10 protein-coding genes and 1 tRNA gene are annotated in these 12,552 nt (G+C 60.1%); 2 read left to right on the top strand and 9 right to left on the bottom strand.

The annotated features are described in order from the left end of the window. Nucleotides 1-46: 46 nt before the first annotated feature. Nucleotides 47-625 (bottom strand): D-sedoheptulose 7-phosphate isomerase, encoded by a 579-nt coding sequence (lpcA, locus tag ACMGGX_RS13970; protein ID WP_010427884.1) that lies wholly within the window; start codon nucleotides 623-625, stop codon nucleotides 47-49. A 239-nt stretch (nucleotides 626-864) separates the two neighbouring features. Between lpcA and fadE the strand changes: the two genes are divergently transcribed. Next, nucleotides 865-3,309, top strand: coding sequence for an acyl-CoA dehydrogenase FadE (fadE, locus tag ACMGGX_RS13965; RefSeq protein ID WP_181594440.1), 2,445 nt, complete (start codon nucleotides 865-867; stop codon nucleotides 3,307-3,309). Nucleotides 3,310-3,417: 108 nt separating this feature from the next. Continuing rightward, nucleotides 3,418-4,188 (top strand): amidohydrolase, encoded by a 771-nt coding sequence (locus ACMGGX_RS13960; RefSeq protein WP_039263863.1) that lies wholly within the window; start codon nucleotides 3,418-3,420, stop codon nucleotides 4,186-4,188. Nucleotides 4,189-4,281: 93 nt separating this feature from the next. On the opposite strand, the gene ACMGGX_RS13955 is transcribed toward ACMGGX_RS13960, so the two are convergent. The 8 genes from ACMGGX_RS13955 to ACMGGX_RS13920 all read right to left on the bottom strand — a co-directional run bounded on the left by ACMGGX_RS13955 (nucleotide 4,282) and on the right by ACMGGX_RS13920 (nucleotide 12,512). Continuing rightward, nucleotides 4,282-5,883, bottom strand: coding sequence for a gamma-glutamyltransferase family protein (locus ACMGGX_RS13955; RefSeq protein ID WP_045356214.1), 1,602 nt, complete (start codon nucleotides 5,881-5,883; stop codon nucleotides 4,282-4,284). Nucleotides 5,884-5,892: 9 nt separating this feature from the next. Continuing rightward, complete coding sequence (locus tag ACMGGX_RS13950) at nucleotides 5,893-6,768, bottom strand: ABC transporter permease (protein ID WP_029739694.1); 876 nt, start codon at nucleotides 6,766-6,768, stop codon at nucleotides 5,893-5,895. Between the two features lie 2 nt (nucleotides 6,769-6,770). After that, nucleotides 6,771-7,712: an ABC transporter permease gene (locus tag ACMGGX_RS13945; RefSeq protein WP_023310491.1), complete on the bottom strand. Its 942-nt coding sequence runs from the start codon at nucleotides 7,710-7,712 to the stop codon at nucleotides 6,771-6,773. A gap of 18 nt (nucleotides 7,713-7,730) precedes the next feature. Next, a complete protein-coding gene (locus tag ACMGGX_RS13940; RefSeq protein WP_420298497.1) occupies nucleotides 7,731-9,245 on the bottom strand; it encodes an ABC transporter substrate-binding protein in 1,515 nt (504 codons plus the stop codon). Nucleotides 9,246-9,247: 2 nt separating this feature from the next. Beyond that, nucleotides 9,248-10,330: an ABC transporter ATP-binding protein gene (locus ACMGGX_RS13935; protein WP_420298496.1), complete on the bottom strand. Its 1,083-nt coding sequence runs from the start codon at nucleotides 10,328-10,330 to the stop codon at nucleotides 9,248-9,250. Beyond that, nucleotides 10,327-11,340 carry an ABC transporter ATP-binding protein gene (locus ACMGGX_RS13930; RefSeq protein ID WP_420298495.1) on the bottom strand — a complete coding sequence of 338 codons (1,014 nt, stop codon included), beginning with the start codon at nucleotides 11,338-11,340 and terminating at the stop codon, nucleotides 10,327-10,329. The genes ACMGGX_RS13935 and ACMGGX_RS13930 overlap by 4 nt, the downstream gene beginning before the upstream one ends. Further along, entirely contained in the window at nucleotides 11,337-12,056 is a 720-nt protein-coding gene (locus ACMGGX_RS13925) for a FadR/GntR family transcriptional regulator (RefSeq protein WP_181594436.1), read from the bottom strand. Before ACMGGX_RS13925 ends, ACMGGX_RS13930 begins: the two co-directional genes overlap by 4 nt. A 379-nt stretch (nucleotides 12,057-12,435) precedes the next feature. Continuing rightward, nucleotides 12,436-12,512: transfer RNA gene (locus ACMGGX_RS13920), tRNA-Asp, on the bottom strand. Nucleotides 12,513-12,552: the final 40 nt, after the last annotated feature.

The raw sequence follows: 12,552 nt of genomic DNA, 5'->3' as shown, positions 1-12,552 counted from the left end.
ACAACACCTCCACAACAGCGGGGGCAAGAGTGCCCCCAGCGAAGTCTTACTTAACCATCTCTTTTTCGATCAGCTGAATCAGGATGTGGATCACTTTGATGTGAATTTCCTGAATACGGTCAGCATAACCGAAGTGCGGAACGCGAATTTCAACATCCGCCGTACCGTCCATCTTACCGCCATCTTTACCGGTCAGGGTGATGACTTTCATCCCTTTTTCACGCGCGGCGGCGATCGCTTTGATCACGTTGCCGGAGTTGCCGGAGGTAGAAATCCCCAGCAGCACGTCGCCTTCACGGCCTACCGCTTCAACGTAGCGGGAGAAGATGTGGTCGTAACCGAAGTCGTTGCCTACGCAGGAGATGTGGCTCACGTCGGAAATCGCAATCGCCGGGTAGCCCGGGCGGTTTTCGCGATAGCGTCCGGTCAGCTCTTCTGCGAAATGCATAGCGTCACAGTGGGAACCGCCGTTACCGCAGGAAAGCACTTTGCCACCGGCTTTGAAGCTGTCGGCCAGCAGGACCGCTGCGCGCTGAATAGCGTGAATATTGGCATCATCTTTCAGAAAGTTCGCCAGCGTTTCCGCCGCTTCGTTCAGTTCGTTACGAATAAGATCCTGGTACATGAGGATAATCCTTCAGTATTGATGAAATAACACAGTGGAGTGTACCGGATAGCGGGAAAAGCGAGAAGCTAAAGCCATGCGAAACGTCCGGCGTTTTGATTTTTTGTGCCGGCTAAAACGCGAACAATGTGAACCAGGTTGTAATTATTTTGTAAACACATTGCTAAAGGAAATAACATCAACTACAACCATATCATCACAAGTGGTCAGACCTCCTACAAGCAAGGGAGCTTTTCTTTATGATGATTTTGAGCATTCTCGCAACCGTTGTTCTGCTCGGTGTGTTGTTCTATCACCGCGTAAGTTTATTCCTGAGCAGCCTGATTCTTCTGGCCTGGACGGCTGCGCTTGGCGTCGCAGGCCTCTGGAATATCTGGCTTTTAGTCCCTCTTGCCATCATTCTTCTGCCGTTTAACCTGGCGCCGATGCGTAAATCAATGATCTCTGCGCCGGTGTTCAAAGGCTTCCGCAAAGTGATGCCGCCAATGTCGCGCACCGAGAAAGAAGCGATTGATGCGGGCACCACCTGGTGGGAAGGCGACCTGTTCCAGGGCAACCCGGACTGGAAAAAGCTGCATAACTATCCGCAGCCGCGCCTGACCGCTGAAGAACAGGCCTTTATTGACGGCCCGGTGGAAGAAGCGTGCCGTATGGCCAACGACTTTGCCATCACCCATGAAATGGCCGACCTGCCGCCAGAGCTGTGGGCGTATCTGAAAGAGCATCGCTTCTTTGCGATGATCATCAAGAAAGAGTACGGCGGACTGGAATTCTCCGCTTACGCTCAGGCTCGCGTCCTGCAAAAGCTGGCAGGCGTCTCCGGGATCCTGGCGATTACCGTTGGCGTGCCTAACTCCTTAGGCCCGGGCGAACTGCTGCAGCATTACGGTACCGAAGAGCAGAAAAATCACTACCTGCCGCGTCTGGCACGCGGTCAGGAAATCCCTTGCTTCGCGCTGACCAGCCCGGAAGCAGGTTCCGATGCGGGCGCGATCCCGGACACCGGCGTGGTCTGCATGGGCGAATGGCAGGGCGAGCAGGTGCTGGGCATGCGCCTGACCTGGAACAAGCGTTATATCACCCTGGCGCCAATCGCCACCGTGCTGGGTCTGGCCTTTAAGCTCTCTGACCCGGAAAAACTGCTCGGCGGCGAAGAAGATCTGGGCATTACCTGCGCGCTGATCCCAACCTCTACCCCAGGCGTTGAAATTGGTCGCCGTCACTTCCCGCTGAACGTGCCGTTCCAGAACGGTCCGACCCGCGGTCAGGACATCTTTGTGCCGATTGACTACATCATCGGTGGCCCGAAAATGGCCGGTCAGGGCTGGCGTATGCTGGTGGAATGTCTGTCCGTGGGCCGCGGCATTACCCTGCCGTCGAACTCAACCGGCGGTCTGAAGTCGGTCGCGATGGGGATTGGCGCTTACGCCCACATCCGCCGTCAGTTCAAAATCTCCATCGGCAAGATGGAAGGTATCGAAGAGCCGCTGGCGCGTATCGCGGGCAATGCCTACGTGATGGATGCCGCTGCTACTCTGATTACCTACGGCATTATGCTGGGCGAAAAACCGGCCGTGCTGTCCGCGATTGTGAAGTACCACTGTACCCACCGCGCGCAGCAGTCGATCATTGACGCGATGGATATCGCGGGCGGTAAAGGCATTATGCTCGGCGAAGGCAACTTCCTGGCGCGCGGCTATCAGGGCGCACCGATTGCCATCACCGTGGAAGGGGCAAACATCCTGACCCGCAGCATGATGATCTTCGGTCAGGGCGCGATTCGCTGCCATCCGTACGTGCTGGAAGAGATGGCTGCCGCGCAGAACAACGACGTGGATGCCTTCGATAAGCTGCTCTTCAAACATATCGGTCACGTGGGCAGCAACAAGGTGCGCAGCTTCTGGCTGGGCCTGACGCGCGGTCTTACCAGCGCGACGCCGACCGGCGATGCGACCAAACGTTACTACCAGCATCTGAACCGTCTGAGCGCCAACCTGGCTCTGCTGTCTGACGTCTCCATGGCGGTGCTGGGCGGTAGCCTGAAGCGTCGCGAGCGTATCTCTGCTCGTCTGGGTGATGTGCTGAGCCAGATTTTCCTGGCCTCTGCGGTCCTGAAGCGTTACGACGACGAAGGCCGTCAGGAAGCGGATCTGCCGCTGGTGCACTGGGGCGTGCAGGATGCGATGTATCAGGCTGAACAGGCGATTGACGACCTGCTGGCGAACTTCCCGAACCGCTTCGTGGCGGGCGCTCTGCGCGCGGTGATCTTCCCGACCGGTCGTCACCATCTGGCGCCGTCCGACAAGCTGGACCACAAGGTGGCGAAGATCCTGCAGGTACCGAGCGCAACCCGCTCCCGTATCGGTCGTGGTCAGTATCTGACGCCGACGCCGCATAACCCGGTGGGTCTGCTGGAAGAGGCGCTGCTGGACGTGATGGCTGCCGATCCGATCCACCAGAAAATCTGTAAACAGCTGGGCAAAAACCTGCCGTTTACCCGTCTGGACGAACTGGCAAAACAGGCGCTGGCCGGCGGCATTATCAATAAAGATGAAGCCGCTCTGCTGGTGAAAGCCGAAGAGAGCCGTCTGCGCAGCATTAACGTGGATGATTTCGAGCCGGACGAGCTGGCGACGCAGCCGGTAAAGCTGCCGGAGAAGCACCGCAAGCCTGAAGCGGCATAACCCGTTTCGCTTATACAAACCCCGCCTCGCGCGGGGTTTTTTATTGCCACATTTTCTCGTTATGTCGTGCTACAGTGTCAAAAAGTGGTCGTTTGAGGAGTCTGTATCGTGCCTGGTTTGAAGATTTCGATTTTGCAGCAACCTTTAGTGTGGATGGATGGCCCCGCCAACCTGCGCCACTTTGATCGTCAACTGGAAGAGATTACCGGGCGTGATGTGATTGTCCTGCCGGAGATGTTCACAACCGGCTTCGCCATGGAAGCGGCACAACAGTCAATGCCGCAGGATGAGGTGGTCGCCTGGATGCATGCCAAAGCGCAGCAGACCAACGCGCTGATCGCCGGGAGCGCCGCACTGCAAACGGATCGCGGGCCGGTGAACCGCTTCCTGCTGGTGGAGCCGGAAGGGAAAGTGCATTTTTACGATAAACGCCACCTGTTCCGCATGGCGGATGAGCATCATCACTATGAAGCGGGTCACGAGCGCGTGGTGTTCGAGTGGCGCGGCTGGCGTATTTTGCCGCTGGTCTGCTACGACCTGCGCTTCCCGGTGTGGTCGCGCAACCGCAACGATTACGACCTGGCGCTGTATGTTGCCAACTGGCCTGCACCGCGCTCCCTGCACTGGCAGTCGCTGCTGGTGGCGCGCGCGATTGAGAACCAGGCGTACGTGGTGGGTTGCAACCGCGTGGGAACCGACGGCAACGGGCATCACTACCGCGGCGACAGCCGGGTGGTGAATCCGCAGGGCGAGATCATTGCCACCGCCGAGCCGCATCAGGCGACGCGCATTGATGCGGAGCTGTCGCTGACGGCGCTGCAGGAGTATCGCGAGAAGTTTCCGGCATGGCAGGATGCGGATCCGTTTAGCATTGGGTGAATAAAAGCCGGGTGGCGGCTGCGCCTTACCCGGCCTACAAAAGCGACAAATGCACAGCGTAGGCCCGGTAAGCGCAGCGCCACCGGGCGTTAATTAACTCACCAGCGCCTGCCCGTCTTTACGGCTTTCCGTCGCGGCCACGTAGTGTCCTTCCGGCAGGCGATAAATCACCTGCGCCCCGCCGAAGTTGTAATCCTGAAGCGGATCTTCCACCACGATCTGATGCCCCCGCTCGCGCAGCGCGGCGATAGTATTGCGATCGAAGGTCGATTCAACGATCACCTCCCTGCCCTGCACCACGCGCCAGCGCGGGGCATCAATTGCCGCCTGTGGATTTTGCCCGTGCAGCATAATGCGCAGCGCCATCTGCATGTGCCCTTGCGCCTGCATCGGGCCACCCATCACGCCGAAAGACATCAGCGGCTGGCCGTTGCCGTCCATCGCAAAGCCCGGAATGATGGTATGGAACGGTCGCTTGCTGCCCGCCAGCGCGTTCGGGTGATTGGGATCCAGCACAAACCCACAGCCCCGGTTTTGCAGGCTGATCCCCGTATCCGGCACCACAATGCCTGAACCGAAGCCCATATAGTTGGACTGAATAAACGAGACCATCATCCCGCTGGCGTCGGCGGTGCTGATGTAGACCGTGCCGCTCTGCGTCGGGGAACCGTAGACAAAATCAGAGGCGTGCTCGTGATTGATAAGCGCCGCGCGCGATTTCAGATAATGGTCGCTCAGCAGCTCTTTCGCCGCGAACGCCATATGGTCTTCATCCGCCACGTAGCGGTCGAGATCCGCCAGCGCCAGCTTCATCGCCTCAATGGACAGGTGCAGGGACTGCACTGAATCCGGATGATGCTTCTCAATGCCGCACTGCTCCAGAATACCGAGCGCAATCAGCGTGGCGATCCCCTGGCCGTTTGGCGGCAATTCCTGCACCGAACCGCCCGCGAAGTCGCGCGACAGCAGCTCTACCCAGTCCACGCGGTGGTTTGCCAGATCTTCAGCCGTCAGGTGCGCGCCGTGTTCTTTGGCGAAAGCGGCAATTTTCTGCGCCAGCTCGCCGCGGTAAAAGGCTTCACCGTTGGTGCGGGCAATCAGCTCCAGCGAGTTTGCCTGCGCCGGGTTACGGAAGATTTCCCCCACGCGCGGGGCGCGGCCTTCCGGCGCGAAGCAGGCGCTGAAGCCCGGCTGATCTTTCAGCTTGCTATAGCCGCGCTGCCAGAGATGGCCAATCAGCGGGGAGACCGGGAAACCGTTGCGCGCGTAGTCAATGGCTGGCTGCGCCAGCGTGGTCAGCGGCAGCGTGCCGAAGCGTTCCGCCAGCGCAACCCAGCCGGAGACCGCGCCCGGCACGGTCACCGCGTCCCAGCCAATTTCCGGCACCGCGGTTTTTCCGGCAAAGAGATCCGCATGCCAGCTCGCAGGTGAACGACCGGACGCGTTCAGGCCGTGGAGCTTTTCGCCGTCCCAGACGATGGCAAAGGCGTCGCTGCCGATCCCGTTGCCGGTCGGCTCAACCACCGTCAGCGCCATCGCGGCGGCAATGGCCGCATCCACGGCGTTGCCGCCCAGCTGCAGCATTTTCATTCCCGCCTGCGCCGCCAGCGGCTGCGACGTGGCAACGGCGTTACGGCCCATCATTGGCGGGCGGCGTGAAGCGTAACCGGACGTAAAATCAAGCGCTTTGGTCATCATGACTCCTTAGTCGTGGCGCGGATCAAGCGCGTCGCGCAGCCCGTCGCCGAGTAAATTAAAGCCCTGCACGGCGAGGAAAATCGCCACGCCGGGGAAAACGGACATCCACGGCGCCTGCTCCAGAAACCCTTTCGCGGTGTTGAGCATGGAGCCCCATGACGGATTGGGCGGCTGCTGCCCCAGCCCTAAAAACGACAGGCTGGCTTCGGCGATAATCGCCGAGGCAATCGCCAGCGTGGCCTGCACGAGGATCGGCGACATCACGTTCGGCAGGACATATTTAATGATGATCCAGCGATCCGGCAGGCCAATCGCCCGCGCGCCGTCGATATACTCTTCGTTGCGAATAGCGATCACCTGACCGCGCGTCAGGCGGGCGAAGATCGGCATCGCCGAAAGACCGATGGCGATCATCGCGTTGGTCAGGCTCGGGCCCAAAAATGCCCCCAGCGCGATCGCCATGATCAGGAACGGACAGGCCAGCAGCGCCTCGATAAACCGCGAGATCACTCCGTCCCACATCTTCTGGAAGTAACCCGCCACCAGACCCAGCGGCACGCCGATGACCACCGCGATAACGACCGACATACAGCCCGCCATCAACGAGGTGCGCGCCCCCCAGATAATGCGGGATAAAATGTCGCGCCCCAGCTCGTCGGTGCCGAACCAGTACATCGCCGACGGCGCTTTGCGCACCGCCAGGAAGTTAGCTTTAACCGGGTCGAACGGGGCGATCCACGGCGCCAGCAGCGCCACCAGCACAAAGAACCCCACCACCACCGCGCCAATCACCGCGCTTTTGTTGGCGAGGAATTTCTTCAGCACCCGGTTCTGCGCGCGCGGAAGCGCGGGCGTAACGGTTTGCGTCGTCAGTTCCGCCATGGTTAACCTCGCATTTTCGGGTTGATAAGGACGTAGAGCACGTCGGCCAGCAGGTTGAGCATCAGGAAGCCGATCGCCACGATCAGCACCACGCCCTGCACCACCGCGTAGTCACGGTTAAATACCGAGTCGACGATCATCTTGCCGAACCCCGGAATGGTGAAGACCTGCTCGGTCAACACCGCGCCGCCCAGCAGCTCGCCGAACAGCAGCGTGGTGAGGGTGATGACCGGTACCAGCGCGTTGCGAAACGCGTGCTTCAGGATCACCGCCTTTGGCAGCAGCCCCTTAGCGCGCGCGGTGCGGATGTAATCCGCCTTCAGCACCGCAATCATTGAGGCGCGGGTATGACGCATCAGCGTCGCCGCGAGGCCGGTTCCGAGCACGGACGCGGGCAGCAGCAGCGTGCGCAGGTTCTGAAGCGGATCTTCACTGAACGGCACGTAGCCGGACGCGGGTAGCCACTGCAGGTTCACCGAAAAGACCAGAATCAGCAGGATCCCCAGCCAGAAGTGCGGGATCGAGATCCCCGAGATCGCCACGAAGTTCGCCCCGTGATCGACCCAGCTGTTTTTGTTCACCGCCGCGAGGATCCCCATGCTGATGCCAAACACCAGCGCAATAATCATCGCCAGCAGGGACAGCTCCAGCGTGACCGGCAGCTTGCTGGCGATCAGCTGCGTCACCGGTTCGTGCGTGCGTAAGGAGACGCCCAGATCGCCCTGCAGCGCCCGCGTCAGCCAGTGGAAATACTGCACGGGGATCGGCGCATCGAGGTTCAGCTCCGCGCGCAGCTGAGCGATGACCGCCGGATCGCGCTCCTCCCCGGCCATGGCGATCAGCGGATCGCCGGGCAGCAGCTTTTGCAGTCCGAACACCATCATGCTCACCAGCAGCAGGGTTGGTATAGCCAGCAACAGACGTTTGCAAATCAGTTCCAGCATGGGTTCTCCTCAGGACCTTTATTTCGCCAGCGTTAAACCCGCCAGACGCACGATGCCGTCCGGGTACGGCTTAAAGCCCTGCACGCTTTTGTTCAGACCGAAAATGCGCGGCTCGAAGTAGAGGTAGGCAATCGGCATGTCGGTTTGCAGCTGCTTCACTACCTTGTCGTACAGCGGCTGGCGTGCGGCCTGGTCGGTGCTCTGGCGCGCCTGGGTCAACCACTCATCGACCTGCGCGTTGCTGTAGCGGCCGTCGTTAAGGGTGCCTTTGCTGTTGATAAAGCCGTAGATGCTGCCGTCCGGATCCGGGCGTCCCGACCAGCCGGAGAAGCTCAGCTGATAGTCACCGCTCTGCTGGCGATCGAGCAGCGTGGCGAATTCGGTCATCTGCAGGTTCAGGTTAAATCCGGCCTCGGCGACCATCGCCTGCAGCACCTGGCCCACCTGCTGTGAGGTTGGGTTGTTTGGCACCAGCAGGTTGACGGTCAGCGGCGCGGTGACGCCTGCCGCCTTCAGCAGCGCTTTGGCTTTGTCGACGTCACGCGGCGGGACCGGCAGGTTAACGTGATACGGGCTGACCGGGGAAAACGCCTGGTTGGCCGGGGTATAGAGCCCTTCAAAGACCACCTGATTTAACGCATCGCGGTCGATGGCCTGAGAAAACGCCTCGCGCACGCGGGCGTCCTTGAACGGATCGTTGGCCGGCACCTTGCCGTTGTTGATGTTGAAGGTGATGCCCTGATAGCCCAGGCCCGTCACCTTCGCCAGCGCCAGCTTGCTGTCGGCTTCGACGGTTTTAACGTCGCTGGCGGCGATGCCTTCGGTCAGGTCGAGATCGCCCGCGCGCAGGTTCGCGAGGCGCACGGAGGCATCCGGGATCGGCAGATAGATGATTTTGTCGAAGTGGTAGGCGCCTTTGTTCCAGTAGTTGTCGAAGCGGGTCAGCACGATGCGGTCCTGGGACACGCGGCTGTCGAACTTGTACGGGCCGGAGCAGACCGGGTGGGCGGCAAAGTCAGGCTTTTTCGCCGCCTCGGGGGCCATCATCGCGCCCGCACGGTCGGTGAGCTGCATCAGCAACGCGGCATCGGGGGTCTTCAGGTGCAGCGCAATCTGCATCGGGCCGGTGACCTCGACCGATTCAACGGATGAGATCTCGCTTTTACGCAGAGAGCCTTTCAGGGTCAGGGCGCGGTCGAGATTGTATTTTGCCGCGGCGGCATCGAATTTCTCACCGTCGTGGAAGGTGACGCCTTCGCGCAGATTGAGCGTCAGGGTTTTACCGTCGTCACTCCACGCCCAGTCTTTAGCCAGGCCGGGGACGACCTTCAGATTTTCATCCACGTCCACCAGCCTGTCGCACAGGGAGGCAAAGACGAAGCGGCCATAGTAGGTGCGCGCCAGATGCGGGTCGAGCATGTCCGGGTCAGCGCCCAGGCCGATCCGCAGCACGCTTTCAGCATGGGCGGGCAGCGCCGCGCCAAGCAACATAACACTTCCCAGTACGGTCAAAAGAGAATTACGCATTGTCATTATCATGAGTTCCTTGAAGGAAGGGACGAGTGAGTGGCCGCGTGTTCAAACAGCGCGCGGCGGCGCAGAAAGGCGGCGGATGGCGGTGCGATCTGAATAATGCTGCGATCGCGGTTGATCTCCTGCCAGCGGTGACAGGCAACCTGACGTCCACCGTCGAGCACCTGATTGATCGGCTCAACCTGGCGGCATTCATCGGTGACGTACGGGCAGCGGGTGTGGAAACGGCAGCCGGACGGCGGGCTGGCCGGGTTGGGCAGATCCCCCTGCAGCAGCGGCGCGTCGCGTTCAACGCCCGGATGCATCTGCGGTGCCGAGGCGATCAATGCCTGCGTATAGGGGTGCAGCGGCGCGTCAAAAATCTCGTCGACGGTGGCAAGCTCGACGATTTGCCCGAGATACATGACCGCCACGCGGTCGCTCATATGGCGGATCACCGCCAGGCCGTGGGCGACAATCACCATCGTCAGCCCCAGCTGGTGCTTCAGGCTTTCCAGCAGGTTGACCACCTGCGCCTGAACGGAGACGTCCAGCGCGGACACCGGCTCATCGCCCAGCAGCAGCTTCGGTCCCGAGGCCAGCGCGCGCGCAATGCCGATACGCTGGCGCTGCCCGCCGGAAAACTCGTGCGGATAGCGCCCGGCCCAGGCGGCAGGCAGGCCAACGGTTTTAAGCAGCTCGGCAACGCGATACTGGCGATCCGCTTTTTTCATGTTCTGATGCAGCCACAGCGGCTCCCCGACGATCTGCTCCACCGTCATGCGCGGGTTGAGCGAGGCGAAGGGATCCTGAAAAATAATCTGCAGCTCGCGCCGGAGCTGATTGAGGCGCGCACCCGATGCATGCGTGATCTCCTCCCCCTGGTAAAACACCCGCCCTTCGCTGGCGGCCAGCAGGCGCAGCAGCAGACGACCGAGGGTAGATTTCCCGGAGCCGGACTCGCCGACGATCGCCAGCGTTTCGCCCGGCATCACGGCAAGCGAAACGCGATCGACCGCCGTGACAAACCGTGCCGGGGTAAAGAGCTTTTTGGGGCCGGGAAAAAGCTTGCTGAGGTCACGGGCTTCAAGAATGGGCGTGGTCATGCGATTTCTCCCAGGGCAATGTGCTGTTCGAGCGGCACGCGGAAGCAGGCGACCTGATGGCCCGCGCCGAGCGCGGTGAGCTGCGGTTTTTCAGCATGGCAGCGCGACTGCGCAAACGGACAGCGGGTGGCAAAACGGCAGCCTTTCGGCATGGCTTCCGGGAGCGGGACCGATCCGGGAATGGTGGAGAGCTGGCCCTTGCGTGCGCCAAGTGAAGGAATCGAGCCCATCAGGCCGATGGTGTACGGATGCTGCGGGTCGGCAAAGATGGCCTCCACGCTCCCCTGCTCCACCGCCTGTCCGGCATACATCACCGCTACCTGCTGGGCGACTTCTGCTACGACGCCTAAATCGTGGGTGATCATCAGCACCGCCGTGCCGGTTTCCTCTTTTAAGGCGTTGAGCAAGGCGAGGATTTGCGCCTGGATGGTGACGTCGAGCGCAGTGGTGGGCTCGTCGGCAATCAGCAGTTTGGGATGGTTAATCAGCGCCATCGCAATCATCACCCGCTGGCGCATGCCGCCGGAAAGCTGGTGGGGATATGCTTTCAGGCGCATCTCTGCCGCCGGGATCTGTACCTTCTCGAGGATCTGCAGCGCGACCTTCATCGCCTCTGCGCGCGAGACGTTCTGGTGCCGCATAACCGCTTCGCTAAGCTGATCCCCCAGCGTAAACGCCGGATTGAGCGAGGTCATCGGCTCCTGGAAAATCATCGCCAGCTCGCTGCCGCGCAGGTCGGCATATTCCCGCGGTGAGAGCTTTCGCAAATCGTGGCGGCGAAACTGCATCTCGCCGCTGACAATCTGCGCGCTGGCGGGCAGTAACCCCATCAGCGCCAGTGAGGTGATACTTTTCCCGCAGCCGGACTCTCCCACCAGCGCCAGCGTTTCGCCCGCCCTGACGGTCAGCGAGATACCATCAAGCACGCTAGCCGGCGAGCCAGCAAACGTAACGTTGAGGTTTTGCACCCGCAATACGGGCGTGGCGTCCTTAAAGGGTATTGTCGTCATGGCGTGAAGTCGTCCTCAAGGTGGATCGCCTGAATCAGGGCGGTTTGCAGGCTGAGCAGGTGTTCGCGCATGGCGGCCGCGGCTTCATTAGGCTGGCGATGGATAATCGCAGACATGATCTTATGGTGGTGGTCGTTATAGCTGTCGACACGTTCGGGCGTGCGGGCTAATTCGCGCAGATGCTGCCAGCCCGGTTCGCGCCGAACGGCATCAATGGCATCAAACAGGCCGAGCATCAGACGGTTGCCCGCCGCCTCGGCAATTGCCCGGTGAAAGGCGCTGTCCCAGAGTTCGTTGAGATCGCGGTCATCCGGGCTGACCTTGTCGATGCGTTCCAGCATGCGCTGCATGAGCGCGAGGTTTTCCCTGGTGGCACGCAGTGCCGCAAGCCGGGCTAAGCCGGGTTCGAGCTGTAGACGAGCTTCCATCACTTCCAGAAGGTTGGTCTGCTGAACCAATCCCTGAAGGGCCAGCGGTTCAACAGGTGCCGCCGGGCCAATAAAGGTCCCTTTGCCCTGCTTACGCCAGATGCGCCCCTCTTCTTCCAGCACGTCCAGCGCGCGACGCACTTCACGTCGTCCTACGCCGAGAGTGTCCGACAGCTCACGTTCCGTGGGCAGCGGTATGCCTGGTGTTGACTCATGCTGGTTGATAAGCCCGCGCAGCTGCTCAAGCGCGGTGCTGGAATTTGCCAGAAACCGTGACGATTTTTCCATATTGGTTCGCTCGCTTTCATCATTGCTTTATTTTTATTAACGATAAGTTATTGATATGGAATGAAGCTTATCGTGCTAATGATTAAGCAATAACCAAACCAATACGTAATTGGTTCGGTATATTTTTGGAAAGCAGGAGTTAACCAAATGATTCTGCGTGAATTATTTTTACAGAGAGAAATATTCTGAACGAGGTGAGAGGAAAGGATCGATGGAGAAATGCACAACCATAGTGCAAATAATGCACTACACCCGTGCAATTGTTAATAAATTGCACCACGCATATTAACTTTATGTTAACAATAAGTGAGAGGATGAGATTACAGAAGGCTGAAACGACGAAGGCCTGAATCATTTCTGATTCAGGCCTTCTGAATAGTGGCGGAACGGACGGGACTCGAACCCGCGACCCCCTGCGTGACAGGCAGGTATTCTAACCGACTGAACTACCGCTCCACTGTTCCCGTTTGGGGAACGAGGCGCATATTACGGTGCG

The sequence above is a fragment of the Enterobacter sp. BNK-29 genome, from assembly GCF_048684785.1.
GTDB lineage: Bacteria > Pseudomonadota > Gammaproteobacteria > Enterobacterales > Enterobacteriaceae > Enterobacter > Enterobacter cloacae_M.
This window is presented reverse-complemented; position numbering and strand designations above follow the sequence as displayed.

Coding starts and splice junctions, on each gene's coding strand:
- lpcA (WP_010427884.1), bottom strand. CDS start 625: ATGTACCAGGATCTTATTCGTAACGAACTGAACGAAGCGGCGGAAACG.
- ACMGGX_RS13940 (WP_420298497.1), bottom strand. CDS start 9,245: ATGACAATGCGTAATTCTCTTTTGACCGTACTGGGAAGTGTTATGTTG.
- ACMGGX_RS13955 (WP_045356214.1), bottom strand. CDS start 5,883: ATGACCAAAGCGCTTGATTTTACGTCCGGTTACGCTTCACGCCGCCCG.
- ACMGGX_RS13945 (WP_023310491.1), bottom strand. CDS start 7,712: ATGCTGGAACTGATTTGCAAACGTCTGTTGCTGGCTATACCAACCCTG.
- fadE (WP_181594440.1), top strand. CDS start 865: ATGATGATTTTGAGCATTCTCGCAACCGTTGTTCTGCTCGGTGTGTTG.
- ACMGGX_RS13935 (WP_420298496.1), bottom strand. CDS start 10,330: ATGACCACGCCCATTCTTGAAGCCCGTGACCTCAGCAAGCTTTTTCCC.
- ACMGGX_RS13950 (WP_029739694.1), bottom strand. CDS start 6,768: ATGGCGGAACTGACGACGCAAACCGTTACGCCCGCGCTTCCGCGCGCG.
- ACMGGX_RS13925 (WP_181594436.1), bottom strand. CDS start 12,056: ATGGAAAAATCGTCACGGTTTCTGGCAAATTCCAGCACCGCGCTTGAG.
- ACMGGX_RS13930 (WP_420298495.1), bottom strand. CDS start 11,340: ATGACGACAATACCCTTTAAGGACGCCACGCCCGTATTGCGGGTGCAA.